This is a genomic window from Parabacteroides sp. ZJ-118, from assembly GCF_011038785.1.
In the GTDB taxonomy this organism is placed as follows: domain Bacteria; phylum Bacteroidota; class Bacteroidia; order Bacteroidales; family Tannerellaceae; genus Parabacteroides.
In genome coordinates this window covers 16356-32876 of sequence record NZ_JAAKDT010000020.1, presented here as the reverse complement: position 1 = coordinate 32876, position 16521 = coordinate 16356, and the positions used below count along the sequence as shown (strand labels likewise).

The 16521-nt window shown below is 46.0% G+C and carries 12 protein-coding genes and 2 pseudogenes; 9 read left to right on the top strand and 5 right to left on the bottom strand.

Annotation, left to right across the window (positions count from 1 at the left end):
* The first annotated feature begins 80 nt into the window (after positions 1 to 80).
* The 4 genes from G7Y39_RS07055 to G7Y39_RS07040 are packed head-to-tail and all read left to right on the top strand — an operon-like array spanning position 81 to position 7475.
* A complete protein-coding gene (locus G7Y39_RS07055) occupies positions 81 to 932 on the top strand; it encodes a hypothetical protein (RefSeq protein ID WP_241159977.1) in 852 nt (283 codons plus the stop codon).
* A 13-nt stretch (positions 933 to 945) separates the two neighbouring features.
* Positions 946 to 3006, top strand: a complete 2061-nt coding sequence (locus G7Y39_RS07050) for a helix-hairpin-helix domain-containing protein (RefSeq protein ID WP_165156410.1) — start codon at positions 946 to 948, stop codon at positions 3004 to 3006.
* 33 nt (positions 3007 to 3039) lie between these two features.
* Positions 3040 to 3819: a radical SAM protein gene (locus tag G7Y39_RS07045; protein ID WP_165156408.1), complete on the top strand. Its 780-nt coding sequence runs from the start codon at positions 3040 to 3042 to the stop codon at positions 3817 to 3819.
* 32 nt (positions 3820 to 3851) lie between these two features.
* Complete coding sequence (locus G7Y39_RS07040; RefSeq protein WP_165156406.1) at positions 3852 to 7475, top strand: sugar-binding domain-containing protein; 3624 nt, start codon at positions 3852 to 3854, stop codon at positions 7473 to 7475.
* Positions 7476 to 7642: 167 nt separating this feature from the next.
* Here the strand turns inward: G7Y39_RS07040 and G7Y39_RS07035 are convergent, their stop codons facing one another.
* From G7Y39_RS07035 to G7Y39_RS07020, 4 genes and pseudogenes are all read right to left on the bottom strand, one after another.
* Positions 7643 to 8749, bottom strand: coding sequence for an acyltransferase family protein (locus G7Y39_RS07035; protein ID WP_165156404.1), 1107 nt, complete (start codon positions 8747 to 8749; stop codon positions 7643 to 7645).
* A gap of 1314 nt (positions 8750 to 10063) precedes the next feature.
* Positions 10064 to 11056, bottom strand: coding sequence for a transposase (locus G7Y39_RS07030; protein ID WP_206225152.1), 993 nt, complete (start codon positions 11054 to 11056; stop codon positions 10064 to 10066).
* A 30-nt stretch (positions 11057 to 11086) separates the two neighbouring features.
* A complete protein-coding gene (locus tag G7Y39_RS07025; protein WP_165156402.1) occupies positions 11087 to 12475 on the bottom strand; it encodes an IS110 family transposase in 1389 nt (462 codons plus the stop codon).
* Between the two features lie 211 nt (positions 12476 to 12686).
* A pseudogene (locus G7Y39_RS07020) lies at positions 12687 to 13052 on the bottom strand (transposase family protein).
* A 74-nt stretch (positions 13053 to 13126) separates the two neighbouring features.
* Between G7Y39_RS07020 and G7Y39_RS13885 the strand changes: the two are divergent.
* The 4 genes and pseudogenes from G7Y39_RS13885 to G7Y39_RS13880 all read left to right on the top strand — a co-directional run.
* Positions 13127 to 13234 carry a reverse transcriptase N-terminal domain-containing protein gene (locus G7Y39_RS13885; RefSeq protein WP_206225151.1) on the top strand — a complete coding sequence of 36 codons (108 nt, stop codon included), beginning with the start codon at positions 13127 to 13129 and terminating at the stop codon, positions 13232 to 13234.
* Positions 13231 to 13482, top strand: coding sequence for a hypothetical protein (locus G7Y39_RS13645; protein WP_241159975.1), 252 nt, complete (start codon positions 13231 to 13233; stop codon positions 13480 to 13482). Before G7Y39_RS13885 ends, G7Y39_RS13645 begins: the two co-directional genes overlap by 4 nt.
* Positions 13467 to 14051, top strand: coding sequence for a reverse transcriptase domain-containing protein (locus G7Y39_RS07010; protein ID WP_370520363.1), 585 nt, complete (start codon positions 13467 to 13469; stop codon positions 14049 to 14051). Before G7Y39_RS13645 ends, G7Y39_RS07010 begins: the two co-directional genes overlap by 16 nt.
* Positions 14052 to 14062: 11 nt before the next feature.
* Positions 14063 to 14107, top strand: a pseudogene (locus G7Y39_RS13880) (group II intron maturase-specific domain-containing protein); the annotation flags it as partial.
* On the opposite strand, the gene G7Y39_RS07000 reads toward G7Y39_RS13880, so the two are convergent.
* Complete coding sequence (locus G7Y39_RS07000; protein ID WP_165156400.1) at positions 14107 to 14343, bottom strand: hypothetical protein; 237 nt, start codon at positions 14341 to 14343, stop codon at positions 14107 to 14109. The pseudogene G7Y39_RS13880 and the gene G7Y39_RS07000 overlap by 1 nt on opposite strands.
* A gap of 268 nt (positions 14344 to 14611) precedes the next feature.
* Here G7Y39_RS07000 and mnmG point away from each other — a divergent pair, with 268 nt between their 5' ends.
* Complete coding sequence (gene mnmG, locus G7Y39_RS06995) at positions 14612 to 16489, top strand: tRNA uridine-5-carboxymethylaminomethyl(34) synthesis enzyme MnmG (RefSeq protein ID WP_165156398.1); 1878 nt, start codon at positions 14612 to 14614, stop codon at positions 16487 to 16489.
* The last annotated feature ends 32 nt before the right edge of the window (positions 16490 to 16521 follow it).

Sequence of the window (16521 nt, the reverse complement as noted above, 5' to 3'; positions counted from 1 at the left end):
ATTTATCTGTTAATATCTTGATAAATGAATATAAAACACTACATTCGCGCGATCGACAATAACTTAAGCATACGTTAACTATGAAGAAAGAAGAGATTACCGTTTTATTCAGGATCGCGGCGCGGCGCGGAGTATTGCTATCCCTGTTCGCGGGGATGTTTTCAGTCTATGTATATGGTGCCGACAACTTACGGTTGCCGGATGTTCGTAGCGTGGGAATGGGAGGGAATGTAGCGACGCAATCTGTTTTATTCAATCCGGCTCTTATTATCGATAAGGAGAGGAAATCCATTCATTTAGAATATTTTAATCGATATATGTTGAAAGAACTGGGTACGATGTCCGGTAGTTTTCATTATCCGAACCGACTCCTGTCCGCAGGTGTCGATATCTCTGTTTTCGGGTTTGACGCGTACAGGGAGATGATGGTTCGCGTACTGGGAGGAAAACGCCTGGGGGATAAATGGGCGTTGGGGCTTGCGATTCATTACAGTTTCTTGCAGACCGAACGATTGGAACATACAAGATCCAGGCTGTCAACAGATATTGGAATCACGTTCTCTCCTATTGATAAGTTGTTAGTAGGAATGTTAATAATGAATTTTCCTTCTATTTCTATAGGAGAAAAAGATATTGAAATAGAAGATTTTAATTATTACTTAATTCAAGTAAGTTTTCAATGGAATGTTCTAAACAGTCTGTTAATTACAGGAAGTGTAGGAACGGAAAATGAAAACTTGGTGGTTGGTAACCTTGGTATTGAATACACCGCTTTCGATTCTTTTTTTATTCGTGCCGGAATACAGACCGCTCCTCTCTCGCCCTCTTTCGGAATTGGATATAACTTTTCTTGCTTTACGGTAGATGTGGCCTCTGTTTATCATCCGGTTTTAGGGATGAGTGCCGGTCTTGGTTTATCGTTCTCTTTTTAAACGATAGGTAGCTATGAAACGATGGTTTATAATCTTGTCGATAATCTTGTTAATAAATGGTTATTACGCTAATTCTCAAATAGAATATTCTGTTGACAAGTGGATGGAGTATGTAGAGGAGCTAGCCTTGGAAACCGAGGATACGGAGCGTATTGAAAGCTTGTATGCCGACCTGTCTTATTTGATCGAGCATCCTTTTGATTTGAATACCGTGACGGAAGAACAGCTGAAGCGATTACCTTTTCTATCTGATCGCCAAATCGGGCAGATACTCTCTTATCGGAGACGATACGGGAATATGGTTAGCATCTATGAGCTGAAGAATATGGAAGATATGGATTTTCAGACGATAGCTCTTCTCCTTCCGTTTGTTTACATAGGTGACAATCTTGTTGAAAAACGGTTGTTTACGGTTAAGAATCTGTTGAAATATGGTCGTAATGAATTACAAATCAGATATGATCAGTGTTTTCAACAGAAAAAAGGATATGATAAACAATCAGATAGTATACTTTCGCTATATCCGAATCGTAACTATAGGGGGGAACCCTTCTACCACTCCTTCCGTTACTCTTATACTTTCGAGGATCGTTTACAAGCAGGCTTCGTAGCCGAGAAAGATGCGGGCGAACCTTTTTGGAACGCGTATCACAAAGGGTATGATTTCTATTCCGTGCATCTATTCCTAAAAGATATCAACTGGTTAAAAAGCTTGGCTATAGGGGATTATAAGATCTCTTTCGGACAAGGCCTGGTGATTAGCAATGACTTCTCGCCGAGCCGTACGGCAGTAGTCGCTCAAGCGGAGCGGAGGAGCAATGGCTTCCGCAGACACTTCTCGACCCATGAACAAGATTTCTTTCGAGGAGCGGCCGGTACGATCACGATTAAAAACTTGGATATAAGTGTTTTCTATTCGTACCGAAAAATGGACGCGGCCGTAGATAGCTTGACATTCACCTCATTGAAAACGGATGGACTTCATCGTTTACAACGGGATTGGGAAAAGAGGAAAGCGATAACGATGCAGGTATATGGAGGAAATATCCGCTATGCTACGCCTCATTTTCACGTAGGTTTGACGGCTCTCTCTTATTCATTCGGTAAGTTTAAGATGGACCCCGATCCAAAACCTTATAATCTGTTCTATTTCAGAGGTTCCGATAATTTCAACATGAGTGTTGACTATATGTTGAAAACGAATCGTGTCAAGTTTTATGGCGAGACCGCCCTTTCGAAAAACGGAGCTGTTTCTACCTTGAATGCCTTGCAGCTAACTCCTGCTTCTTATATATCTTTCCTGCTATTATACCGTTATTACGACCGGCGTTATCAAGCTTTATTTGGAAATGCCTTCTCACAGGGATCTACGGTTCAAAACGAGCAAGGGGTTTACATGGGATTTCAGCTGACTCCGATCGCTCGCTGGAAATTATCCGTTTACGCGGACTTATTCCGTTTTCCTTGGTTGAAATACGGAATAGACGCTCCCTCCGAAGGAGAGGAGTATATGGTTCAAATAGATCATGCCCCTAGTAAAAACTTTTCAACTTATCTTCGTTACAAGTATCGGAAAAAAGAAAAGAACGGAACTAGTGAAAATGATAATTTATGGAGAATCAATTCTTATAAGCAACATCGTATTCGTTTTCAACAGGTTTATAACTTTTCTTCTCCTTTTATTTTCAAGACTTCCTTGGAGGGTATTCTATTCGACGAGCCTACCAAGAAACTTAGTAAAGGGATGATGATCTCTCAAAGTATAGGTTGGAAACCCACTACCCTACCTTTTCAAATGGATGGTTATCTGGCGTGGTTTCATACGGATGATTACAATAGCCGGATCAGTTCGTATGAGAAGAACATATTGTATGCCTTTAATATGCCCTCTTTTTATGGAGATGGGATGCGGTTCGCCTTCACCTTTCGTCTGGATATTTGGAAACGTTTATCCTTATCCGCAAAACTGGCTCATACCCATTATTGGGACAGGGATTTGATCGGTACGGATACGGAGGAGATAAGCGGTTCCAATAAAACAGATCTTTATACGTTGCTTCGTTGGAAATTTTAGAGTAGATTTGCGTGGGTAAAAATAAACAGCGATATGTCTACGATTCTTTTTGATAAAATAGTATTTGGCCCGATACATAGTCGGCGTCTGGGTGTCTCTTTAGGGATGAATTTACTTCCTACAGACGGGAAACTATGCTCTTTTAACTGCATTTATTGCGAATGCGGATTGAATGAGGATCACAGGACCCGTAGTAAGCTGCCTACTCGTACGGAAGTAAGGGAAGCCTTGGAGCAAAAACTAAGTTCCATGAGAGCGGAAGGGATCGCCCCGGATGTAATTACGTTCGCCGGGAACGGAGAACCTACGATACACCCGGAATTCAGTGGAATCATTGAGGATACGATCGCTGCCCGGGATCGGTTTTTCCCTGACGCTAAAATCGCCGTACTTTCTAACGCTACGATGCTCCATAAAGAGGAAGTCTTTCAAGCCTTGAATAAAATAGAGGATAACTTACTGAAGTTGGATTCCGTATCAGACAGTCGGATCCGGCAGATAGACGTACCTAATTCCCCGGTGTTTAATTTCGATTCCTTATTAAAGCAATTATGCCGTTTTAACGGGAATTTGATTATACAGACCATGTTCTTGAAAGGGGAAGTAAACGGGGAGTCGGTTAATAACATGACAGAAGGGGAGGTGGCGGGCTGGATATCCGCCTTAAAGCAAATTCGTCCGAAACAAGTCATGATTTATACGATAGACAGGGAGACCCCTGTTAAAGCTTTGAAAAAAGCTACCAAGGAAGAATTGGACGCAATCGCGGAGCGAGCCCGAAAGGAGGGTTTTGACGTGACGGTATCTTATTGAACGAACTAATTTAGAGAAATACAATAAGTAGTATGAGAACATTCAGTAAAAAGAAAAAATTGCCTCGACTCTTGACGCTTTGCGGAGCGGTGGCGGTCTCAGCATTGCTGGGAGGATGTGGGCAGAACGGTGTTCCGGCGGAATCTTTCGATCGGTCGGATTATTATACCAGAGGTATAGGTTCGTATCCGGGAGCTCCGGGAGAGGATTTCTCTCCTTCATTACGCCCGGATGATTCCGCGTATCGTAACATAGCTCTTTTGCGTAGCGCTTACAACTCCTCCAGTTTTGATTACAATCTAACGGCTCAACTGGTGACGGATGGTATTGTTAGCGATAAACAACCTCAGTATCTCACTCTCTCCACGCAAAACGGGGATATTGCTCGTCGTGAGCGTGAGTGGATGATCGATCAAGGTCCTTATTCTCGCAATGCGGTTACGGGCGGGGATGCCTATTTCCTGTTCACGCTGAATAATTGGAAAGAGAAAGTCGACAAGGTACAATTCCGCGGCAACGTGGCTTATGACGAGAATAAGGTTAAGGATGGATATGAGATTGTTTGCGAGGGATCGAATGATGGAAATACTTGGACGGAGTTGGTTGCCTTAAAGGGTAAAGGTATGCCGGGTAAAGCCAGCAAGTATAAAGCCCATTCAGACCCGAATAAGAATAGCTGGGATCCGGGTACGTTACCCACCCGGATGTTGAACGAGACGTTGGCGTTCGATCAACCGGGTGAGTATGCTTGCTATCGGGTGCGACTGAAAATGGAGGGTGCCGCTTACTGGACATTCTTCGAGATGAATTTCTATAACCAAGATAAATTAGTGGATTTGCTTCCCTCCAAATTCTTTAATAGCGCTTGGATGAGTGCCGCGACAGGAGAGGAGTGGGTCTATGTGGACTTGGGTAGCCAATCCGAATTCGACAAAGTAAAATTACATTGGATCAATAAAGCGATCAAGGGTAAGATTCAAGTTTCCGATGATGCGAAACAATGGGTTGATATAGCGAATCTTCCGGGTGGAGATGCTAATCTGGATGAGATCAAGCTAAAAGGGAAAGGCCGCTACGTACGGGTATGGATGGAGCGACCGGCTAATGACGGACGTTATATCTTGAGCGAGATAGAGGTGATGGGTAGAGGTGGCCTGCTTGCCCAACCGGCTGCCGCTCCGGCTTCTACAAAAGACGAGATCCGTTTATCGGGCGGAAACTGGAAAGTACAACGAGCTTCCGAGGTGACCGCTTCCGGTGAGGAAATATCGAAACCTTCTTTTTCTCCGGAAAATTGGGTCGTAGCGACCGTGCCGGGAACGGTATTGAGCAGTTATAAGAATATCGGAGCTATCCCGAATCCGAATTACGCAGATAACATGATGCAGATATCCGAGTCGTTTTTCAACTCTAATTTCTGGTATAGGGATGAGTTTGAGGTACCCGAAGGATTCAAGCAAGACCGTTTGTTCTTGAATTTCGACGGTATCAACTGGAAAGCGAATGTCTATTTGAACGGTAATAAGATCGGACGTATCGAGGGAGCGTTTATCCGGGGTGTATTCGACGTGACAGATGTGGTCGTACCGGGTAAGAATGTTGTCGCGGTGGAGATCATCAAGAATGAGCATATTGGTGCGATCAAGGAGAAATGTGAGAAGAACACGGATTTCAACGGTGGTATCTTAGGTGCTGATAACCCGACTTTCCATGCTTCGATCGGTTGGGACTGGATCTCGACGATCCGTGGTCGTAACATCGGTATCTGGAATGACGTGTACTTGACTTCTACAGGTAAGGTAACGATTCAAGACCCGTTCGTACAGGTTGTGTTGCCGTTGCCGGATACGACCTTCGCTACCTTGACTCCGGAAGTGATCGTGAAGAACCATGATGCCACTCCCGTGAAGGGTATATTGACAGGAAAAATCGGTGATACCACTTTCGAGCAACCAGTAGAATTGGCCGCTAACGAGGAGAAGGCTGTTGCTTTCGACCCAAGTACCTTCAGCCAATTGAAGGTTCAGAACCCACGTCTGTGGTGGCCTAAAGGATACGGTTCTCCTTATTTATATGATGCCAATTTCACCTTCAAGGTAGGTGATAAGGTATCCGACTCTGAGGATTTCAAGGTAGGTATTCGCCAAATGACCTTCAACGAGAATAATAACATCTTGAGTCTCTTTATCAATGGCCGTCGTTTTATCGGCCGTGGCGGTAACTGGGGATTTGGTGAGTCTAACCTGAATTACCGGGGTCGTGAGTACGATATAGCCGTGGCCTACCATGCCGATATGAACTTTACGATGATGCGTAATTGGGTAGGGCAGATCGGCGATAAGGAATTGTATGAGGCTTGCGACCGTCATGGTATCATGATCTGGCAAGATTTCTGGTTGGCGAATCCAGCTGACGGACCTGATCCTTATGATCCGGAGATGTTTATCGCTAATGCGGAGGATTATGTGAAACGTTTCCGTAACCATGCCTCTATCGGTATTTATTGCGGGCGCAACGAGGGTTTCCCGCCGGAGCAAATCGACAAGGCCTTGCGCCGTATCGTAAAAGAGGCTCATCCGGGCTTGCATTATATTTCCAGCTCGGCGGATGGGGTGGTAAGTGGCCATGGTCCGTACCGTGCGCTTCCTGTCAAGGAATACTTTAGCTTGAAGAATGGCAGCGATAAGTTCCATAGTGAGCGAGGCATGCCAAACGTGATGAATTACGAGAGCTTGACTCGTACTTTCTCTCCGGATGCCCTTTGGCCGCAAAACGCTCAATGGGGACAACACGATTATACGATGGAGGGTGCTCAGTCTTGTGCTTCTTTTAATGCGATCATCGAAAAGGGCTTTGGCAAGCCGAACAACGCCAAGGAATTTGCCGATCTGGCTCAGTGGGTAAACTATGATGGCTACCGGGGTATGTTCGAATCGAGAAGCTTGAACCGCAAGGGATTATTGCTGTGGATGACGCATCCGGCATGGCCTTCTATGGTATGGCAGACCTATGATTATTATTTTGAGCCTACCGCCGCTTACTTTGGTTGTAAGAAAGCATCCGAGCCTCTGCATATCCAATGGAATCCTGTTACGGACGAGATCGAGGTAGTGAACTATAGCGCCGGCGTACGCGAAGGATTGACGGCGAAAGCTCAAATCATCAATATGGATGGTTCTGTCTCGTGGGAAAACGAGGTATCCGTGGACAGCAAGGAAGATACGACTCATAAATGCATGAAATTGGATTTTCCAGCGAGTGTATCCAACGTTCATTTCATCAAGCTGACGTTGACAGAGAATGGGAAGATCGTATCGGATAACTTCTACCTACGCGGCATAGAGGAAGGCAACTACCAAGCTTTGCGTGAGCTGCCAAAGGTTACTTTACGATCCAATGTGACAATCAACAAGGGGAATGACGGTATTTGGACCGCCACCGCTACCTTGGAGAACACTTCATCCACCCCGGCTCTGATGATCCGTGTGAATGTAGTGGGCGGGAAGGATGGCGAGCAATTCCTCCCGATGTTCTATAGCGACAACTATTTTTCCTTGCTTCCGGGCGAGAAGAAAGAGATCGACATTCATTGGAAAGATGTCGACACGAGAGGCGAGACCCCGAAGGTGGTTATCTCCGGCTATAACGTGAACTAGTCAACTAGGCTGATACCTGATATGAAAAGCAGCCTTGCCAATATCCGTTGGTGGATTTGGCAGGCCGCTTTTCATTTTATGTAAAGCCTTGAACGTGAGGTTACGGGTAACAAATACGTCAATATCGTTTCTACACCTCTACCGGTGCCAAGGAGACTTTCTCCTTTTTACAGCTTGATATAAATCCTTTTCTTATACAAGAAATACCCCGGTATCCAGTTTAACACCACGAAGAAGATAGCCCAAGCTAGCGATCCTCCGAAATCGCCGAATACCGGTCTGAATGAATCCATATACATAAAGGCGGAGATACCGCTCATTCCCAGCAATACGGCGAGCAAATTCCCTTGTACATACAAATACAACGGGTTGATACCGAACGACTCAAAGAATAACGTCCATTTCTTCTTTCCGTTTATATCGATGATCCAGATTAATAAAGCGAGGAATAAGGAGGCGAATCCGCAAGTTACCAATACGAACGTACTACTCCATATCTTCTTATTGACCGGGCAGCCGTAACTCAATAAGAAACCGGCAAAAAGAATAATCGTACCGAAGATGAAGATAGTACGGATAATCAACTCATTGTTCTTTTGGCAATCCAGTATTACTTTCCCTATGTAGAAACCGAGTAATACATGCGCTACGCTACCGATGCAGCTCAAGAGCCCTTCCGGATCGAAGGCGATCCGTGTGTTGTCCGCCATATCATCGTGATACATATGCGATGTACCGAATAAAGCTCTGTCCACAATCGCTATAACGCTATCCTCCGACATTTCCATACTATGCGTGAAACCTAGCAATGCCCAGTAAAATATCAATATGCCTGCGGCAACCTGCAAGATATATTTATGATTAACCGCTAATCCTATTAAAGAGCCAAAACCGTAGGCCAACGCCAATCTTTGCATCACCCCAAGGATGCGTAAATTATGGAAATCGGTAAATCCATTGTAGCAAACATGCCCGAACAGATTCAGCCCTAATCCCACGAGGAATATCAATACCGTGCGTCTCAATACTTTCGTCACACTTTCTTTTGACAGCTTGAAGTTATATTTTCGAAGCGAGAAAAACATGGAGACCCCCATGATGAACATAAAGAAGGGAAATACTAGATCGGTAGGAGTGAGTCCGTTCCAACGTGCATGCTTTAAAGGCGTATAGACATACTTCCACGACCCGGGGTTGTTTACCAAAATCATCCCCGCGATCGTAATTCCCCTCATCACGTCGAGGGATAGCAATCTTCCGGATTGTTGTGCCATATCGCTAGTAGATTAAAAAGTTACCAATGAAAGTCCAAAGATAATGGAAATAGGTGTTTAATGAGCCAATACAGGGAGGAAGTTTAGGAAATACTTACTTTGCAAAGTAATATATACTTCGTTTGCAAAGTAAGTATTTCCTGCTACTGTTGACGGAGTACTATAAGGAAAAAGACGTACGATAATTTTCGAAAACATATACGTGTTTTTTCAGAAGGCCGGTGGAGAGGATTTACTTAGCCATGCCTCTGTCCGGATAGCTGACATCTATGCCCGTGCTGACTCGAAGGCAAAACGTGAAGCACTTGAAAAAGCGTACGCTGACCTTACTCTGAGTCGGGAATCAGACAAGTCATGGGAAAGAAACAAGAATCTGCGGGAATGGCTGAAAGGTTTAAAAAAGTAGTTATCATTATGAGAAGTCTAACAGAGGAGTATTCTTCTATTAGACTGAAAATCAATAGTTCTTCTCTGTTTACTTCTCATAGCGATATGCTTCTCATAACTGCTTCCGCATCTCCAAAGGCATACTCGAGGCCCGACCGATATTCCACTTCAACGAATGCCGAATCGAAGCCCACATCTGCATATACTTCGTTGTCTACAAACTCTACAAAGAACTTGAGCGCATACTACGCCTACTTGGCATAAGCCTCAGTGTCGACAAGGTTCCCGACATCGCCAAAACCATCTCAACGGTTACGGTAATCTTGTCCGATGGCTCAAAGATATTTAAAACGCTATTGACCCGAGACGAACAGAGGGCTCTTCGGCCACTCTTGCCGTCAAGCATCTGATTTTGGTGTCCCAATGATGTCAGGAAGCTCGATGATGGCACAACCCACGCTCGAACGCTGCTCAATACAACCGAAGAACGACAACTTGTACAGTTGCTCTTCCCGGGTAAAATCAATTTGGGTGATCCATTGTCAAAGTCAGGAAGTATGGAATTTTTTATCTACATAAAAACCGCACATTTCTTGGCCGGATCAATATAACTAAAGCATTAACTCAAGGTAATCACACCAAAATTACGGTCAAAATATGTTTTACAGCATATTTTCGAACATAAGTTCAAAGAAGGCTTGTGTAATTGAAAAATAAAGTAGATCTTTGTAACGTCAAAACCTTAATTATGATAAACAACCTTAACGCTTGAAATATTTACGTGAAGATTTTACAAACCAAAGTCTCTTGACTATGATTAGTAAATCTATCGAGTGGGAGGTGAACGCTTATTTAAAGTGTTCGCCTCTTTTCGTGTTCACTGGTCCTCTCACATCGGGTCAGCGGATTTTTCGGCTCAGTAGAAAATTAGTGGGGATAAGCATAAAGGTTGGCTATACGGAAAAGAAAGAACTTCTTGTCGGCAACACCTCTGAGATTTGCACGGAAGAGTTTGATCTTCGCATTGAATGACTCGGCCATGGCATTAGATGCCCGGTTGTTGTAGAAGTTGAGGATCTCATCGTAGTGTTCATAGAATGTTGCGGCTATGACGTTGAATGAATGAAATCCTGCCTCTTCGACCTTGTTGTACCATCGGGCCATAGACAGACGTGCGGCATCCTTTATTGTATTCTTTGAGAAGATCATCCTCAGGGAGTGGCAAAGTCCATATGCTTTCTTTATATCCGGATACTCCTCAAACAATATCGCCGCCCGCTGTTTTTGTCTGTCAGTCCAATTGTCGGCAGACTTGAACAGCAGATAGCGTGAGCGGATAAGCAGCTCCTTTCTTGTGTCACCGTTTGGGTATCGGAACGGGACATAGTCCTCTCCCTTCAAATTAGCTTCCTCCATCTCGTCGTTGGCCTGCTGAATGGCATCCCAACGATGCTTTATGCGAAGCTCCTGCACTGCGTCACAGGCAAGCTTCTGGATGTGAAACCGATCAATGACGCGGTTGGCTTTTGGAAATGCCGTACGGACGATTTTACGCATGGAATCAGACAGATCAAGGGTGACTTCTTCGACTGCGAGACGTCTTTCCTCGTCAATCCGCTGTAGCACATCGATTACGTCCTCTGACTTCGTGCCTGCCACAACGGCGACCAGAGACTTCTCCCTGGTACGGGCGTCCCGGTTGGTCACAAACGTATACAGTTCGCCATTGGATAGAGAGGATTCATCAATGGCAACCCTTGGACCAATGTTGTCGGGGAACAACAGCCACTCGTCCGCGTGTTCCAACTGGTCCCAGTCGCGGAAACCGCTCAGAACTTCCTTATACTGCTTTTCAAACGTATGTCCGTCTATAAGGTAGAACTCCTCAAGCGTACGGCAGGTCACGGGGGACGTCTCCATACGTCTCTTCTTCTTCTTCTATATAACCAGCTATGCCAATGCGACCTCCAACTGACGGTTCAATTTGTCCAATCTCCTCTGAGTCATTGTGATTTTTCGTTCCAGCAGTTCCCTTTCGTTTATTCCGGTCTTGCTTTCGTCATATTCAGTATGATTTTTAATCATCGTGTAGAATATCTTTGCGATTTTGTGGGCTGTGGCAACTATCGCCTGACTATACCCACAACGGGACTGTATGCGTCTGAAGTAATATCCCAAGGTCGTTTTGTTGCGCTTCAGTGTGTTGGCGCACAGCCTGAACACTTGCCCGCACGTGTTTGTCCGCTTGGGTACTTTGCTTGAAAGCAGTTTGCCGCCGGACACCTTATTGTTCGGCACAAGGTTCAGCCAACTGCAAAATGAATGGCTGGTCTCGAACTTTTCTACAAAGTTGTGCCCAAGCTCGCCTATGAGTTGGAGCAATGAAATCGCACTCATGCCGGGAATAGCCATGGCGTTAACTTTCCATATGTCGAACGCATATTTCTCCACATCGAAATCAACGGCGTTCTTTTTCCCGATTTTCTTCTTGCTTCGCGGCAGGTCATCGTCAGCCGGAGGGTCTAACTGTGCACGATAGCGTGTGAGGTGTATCTCAATCTGTCTGTCACATGCGCGTATCTGCTTTTGGATGAAGTTGTACAGGTCATATGCCTGTCCCAATTCAAACAGATGGTCTTCCGACCATGAACCCTCAAGAGATTTTGCTATTTCCTCCTTCGAGGCCTTGCAATTATCTTCGGCAAGAACGGCCAATTCGGCCGGATTATGGTTGCCGCCTATGATTGCCCCTATTATCGCCATACCGGATTTGCCCAACAGGTCGCTGATGACATTGCCGAGTTTCAGGTTCATCTGCTCCATGGCTTTCTGCATGTGCAGTGCCTCCCTGCTCGACGACCGGAGCAGATTGGTCCGGTGGCGAGTGAGGTTGCGTATGGCACGGGCTTCGTTCTCAGGTTGGAAGCTACATTTGAGCAGCCCATAGCTGTGAAGCATCATAAGCCATTCGGCGTCTGCCTCATCCGTCTTCCGGCCGGAGTAGTTCTTCACATCGCGGGCATTGACAAGCACCACGTCGAATTCCCGTTCCTTCAGGATGAAGTATAGGGGAAGCCAATAGACTCCGGTTGACTCCATGGCAACCGTATCAATCCGACAGGCCTTCAGCCAATCGGCTATCTGTATTAAATCCCGGGTAAAACAGCCGAACGTACGGTTGCATTCCCCATCTCTGTCTTCGGGAACGCAGACCTGCATTTCTGAGGCTGCGATGTCAATTCCTGCTGCATTGGGATTCACCACCTTAAGTTTCTTACCGGCTGTTGTCTTTTCTGTTGTCGCTTTCTTCGCCATATCCAATGTATTGGTTTGAAACACAAGTTCGCAGTCGCATCACGATAGGTACTCTTCTATACGGCATCTATGGGCCAATTATCATTCTACGGACTGCGAGGCCGGACTTTTAACTGAAGTTCATTCAGGAAATAACAAGGCCTGTGTACTTATGTCGTACAAAAATAACGAATATTACTTTGAATTTGGTATAACGACGTATGAAACCGCACTGTCCATTGGGTTATCCCTGCTTTTATTCCACCGAAGCGGTGGTCGGCACTTTTAAAAAAGACACGAACTCCGCATTGAGCCGTGTGCCGTCATACTCCGATATGTCCCAGTCGTAGCTGAAGATCTCGCCCGTGTCTTTATCGAGCTATTTGCGCTTGCGTACATGCAGATATGTTGCCCTACCCCTGATGGGGAAATCCTGTATCGAATGATACTCCCCAAATCCATAGGCGATGACTTTGCTCTTCTTCCTGTCCTCGCGCAACTGCACCTTCTTTTCATCTAACCAGATCTCGAAGCGGTCGTCTGTTTTCTTGAACTCTACAACATCGAAGTTGTCTATCAGCACATCCGGCAGGATGGCTCGTAACAATTGTTCGGGTTTCATGCCCCTAAGTTAATCAATATAGTTGAGAATGTCATCCCCCCAACCGGAAAAATCCGCTGACCCCTCACATCTCCGTGCGTGATATCATCAAGGCAAAGGTTTTGGTGGTAAGGAAAGTGACATCCAATAAAGGGAAATGCACAGCAGGAGTCGACCGCATAAAGTGGGAACCGATGCCATGAAGATAAAGACAGTGAGTTCTTTGAAACGGAGAGGCTACAAGGTTCTCCCCTTGAAAAGGGTCAACATATCCGAGAACAACGGAAAGATGAGGCCGCTCGGGATACCCACGATGAGGAACAGGGTTATGCAAGCCCCGTATCTGATGGCACTGGAGCCCGTCACGGAGACGGAAGCGGACGCCAACTCCTACGGTTCAGACGGTACAGGAGGACGGCGGATGCCGTTGACGCCCTGCACAGATGGTTGAGCAAGGACAGCTCTCCCCAATGGATATTGGAGGGCGACATCAAAGGGTGTTTCGACCACATCAGCCACGGATGGCTTCTCGATAACGTACGAATCGACAGGCAGGTACTTGAAAAATGGCTGAAAAGCGGAGTGGTGTTCAACAAGCTTCTCCAACCCACCACGGAGGGAACTCCACAGGGCGGCATCATCTCTCCCACGCTTGCCAACGCAACCCTCGACGGCATGGAAAGGATGCTGAAAGAAATGTACAAGGCGAGATATGTGGACGGAAAACTCTATTATCCGAAGGTGAACCCCGTGAGATATGCGGACGACTTCATCGTCACCGCAGACAAGCGGAAGACATTGGAGGAGATAAAGGGGATGTTGACGGACTTCCTCGGCAAACGTGGTCTCACGCTCTCCGAAGAAAAGACCTTGATAACGCATATCGATGACGGCTTCGGCTTCCTCAGCTTCAATGTCCGCAAATACAGAGGGACATTGCTTGTCAAGCCCTCGAAGAAAAGCCGGAAGCGGTTCACCGAGAAGCTGCACGAAGTCATTTTCAAGAGGAAAAGGCGGTAAGTCAACAGGTTTTGATAGAACAACTCAACCCTGTATTAAGAGGATGGGGAAACTATTACAGCCATGTGGTATCGAAAGAAGTGTTCAGTCGGATAGACCATATCTTGATAAACCAACTAAAATGATGGTCGTACCGAAGACATTCCAACAGGCCGAGGATGTGGATAAAGGACAAATACTTCGTCAAGGACGGGAAAAGGGATTGGATATTCGGTTTCAAGTATGAGGATAGCGGAAGAAAAGCTATCTTTGCACTGATGAAGTTGTCGGACATTCCTATCAGACGCCACATAAAGGTGAAGTGTGAAGCCAATCCTTTTGACCTGACTTGGGATGCCTACTTCGAGAGGCGAAAACAGAAATGTAATCGCCAACGTGCGTGAATGAATGACTTTATCGGAACAACAGCTACTCGCAAGAGTGGAAAAATGAGCCGATTTAATTTTATGAGAATTAAATTCAGAATTATCGGAGCTGTATGCGGTGAAAGTCGCACGTACAGTTCTTAATGGGGAAAGCGGCAGCAATGCCGCCGACCTACATAACAAAAGGGAATAAAAATGACTTTTAATTACGATATAATAGTAGTGGGCGCAGGACATGCCGGCTGTGAAGCCGCCGCCGCCGCTGCGAATCTAGGATCAAAGACGCTTTTGATCACGATGGACATGAACAAGATCGCCCAGATGAGTTGTAACCCGGCAGTCGGGGGAATCGCCAAAGGACAGATCGTACGAGAGATCGATGCACTAGGCGGATATATGGGAATCGTGACCGATCAGACCGCTATCCAATTCCGTATGTTAAACCGTAGCAAAGGACCGGCCATGTGGAGCCCGCGTGCCCAAAGCGACCGTGCCCGTTTTATCGATTGCTGGCGGGGCATACTAGAGAATATACCGAATCTATCCATTTGGCAGGACATGGTTCAGGAACTGATTATCGAGCATGGACAAGTATGTGGTGTCCGTACGGGAATGAATGTCGCATTCCATGCCGGAGCGGTGGTGCTTACGAACGGAACCTTCCTAAATGGCTTGCTTCATATCGGAAGAACCCAGATACGGGGCGGACGTATCGCTGAGCCTGCGGCAACCGGGCTTACTGAGCAACTCATCTCTTTAGGCATCCAAACAGATCGTATGAAAACCGGAACACCGGTTCGTATCGATGGCCGAAGTGTTCATTTCGATGAAATGGAGGAACAACTAGGGGAGAATGATTTCCATAAGTTCTCTTATTTGGAGACCAGTCATCGTAAATTGAAACAGTTGAGTTGCTGGACTACCTTCACGAACGAGGCTTGCCACCATATATTACGGGAAGGTCTCCCCGACTCACCTCTTTATAATGGACAGATTAAAAGTATCGGCCCCCGCTATTGTCCCAGCATCGAAACGAAAATCGTTACCTTCGCCGACAAGACGCAGCATCAACTATTTCTAGAGCCGGAAGGCGAGACCACGCAGGAATACTACCTGAATGGCTTCTCTTCATCCCTGCCCTTGGATATCCAGCTTCGTGCGCTCCAAGCGATCCCTGCTTTCCGCGACGTGCAAATCTATCGCCCCGGATATGCGATTGAATACGATTTTTTCGATCCAACTCAGCTAAGACCTAATTTGGAGACCAAACAAATCCGAAACCTTTTCTTCGCCGGACAGATCAACGGGACTACCGGATACGAGGAAGCCGGCGGACAAGGTTTGGTAGCGGGTATCAACGCCCACATCAATTGCCACGGTGGGCAACCTTTTATCCTCGGAAGGGACGAGGCTTATATAGGTGTCCTTATCGATGATTTGGTAACCAAAGGTGTAGATGAGCCTTATCGCATGTTTACTTCTCGTGCGGAGTACCGCATCTTACTGCGCCAAGATAATGCGGATATGCGGCTCACCGAGAAATCCTACCAAATGGGATTGGCCAAACAAGACCGCTATGATTTACTGCGAGAGAAAAAAGAGAGTCGTGACGCTATTATCCGTTTTGCGGAGACCTATTCCGTAAAGCCTCAATATATAAACAGTGGTTTGGAGAAACTGGGTACACCCCCTCTATCCCATGGTTGCAAATTATTCGATGTCGTACTCCGTCCGCAGACCACCCTGGAGAACCTTGCGGATCTAATCCCTGCCCTTCGTACAGAGTTAGACAAAGTTCCGGCCTTCCGTAAGGAAGAGATCACCGAGGCCGCCGAGATATTGATTAAGTATAGCGGCTACATCAAGCGAGAGCAAATCATAGCGGACAAGATAAACCGCCTAGAGAATGTCCGAATCAAGGGTAAATTCGATTACAATTCGATCCAGTCTTTATCTACGGAAGCCCGCCAGAAATTGACCTGGATAGACCCCGACACGATCGCTCAAGCAAGCCGTATCCCAGGTGTTTCCCCCAGTGACATTAATATTCTGCTGGTACTGCTAGGCAGATAAAAATGCAAAAAATGTTCCACGTGAAACATATT

Coding starts and splice junctions, on each gene's coding strand:
- G7Y39_RS07050 (WP_165156410.1), top strand. CDS start 946: ATGAAACGATGGTTTATAATCTTGTCGATAATCTTGTTAATAAATGGT.
- G7Y39_RS07000 (WP_165156400.1), bottom strand. CDS start 14,343: ATGTGGCGTCTGATAGGAATGTCCGACAACTTCATCAGTGCAAAGATA.
- G7Y39_RS07040 (WP_165156406.1), top strand. CDS start 3,852: ATGAGAACATTCAGTAAAAAGAAAAAATTGCCTCGACTCTTGACGCTT.
- G7Y39_RS07030 (WP_206225152.1), bottom strand. CDS start 11,056: ATGGAGACGTCCCCCGTGACCTGCCGTACGCTTGAGGAGTTCTACCTT.
- mnmG (WP_165156398.1), top strand. CDS start 14,612: ATGACTTTTAATTACGATATAATAGTAGTGGGCGCAGGACATGCCGGC.
- G7Y39_RS13645 (WP_241159975.1), top strand. CDS start 13,231: ATGAAGATAAAGACAGTGAGTTCTTTGAAACGGAGAGGCTACAAGGTT.
- G7Y39_RS07045 (WP_165156408.1), top strand. CDS start 3,040: ATGTCTACGATTCTTTTTGATAAAATAGTATTTGGCCCGATACATAGT.
- G7Y39_RS07055 (WP_241159977.1), top strand. CDS start 81: ATGAAGAAAGAAGAGATTACCGTTTTATTCAGGATCGCGGCGCGGCGC.
- G7Y39_RS07035 (WP_165156404.1), bottom strand. CDS start 8,749: ATGGCACAACAATCCGGAAGATTGCTATCCCTCGACGTGATGAGGGGA.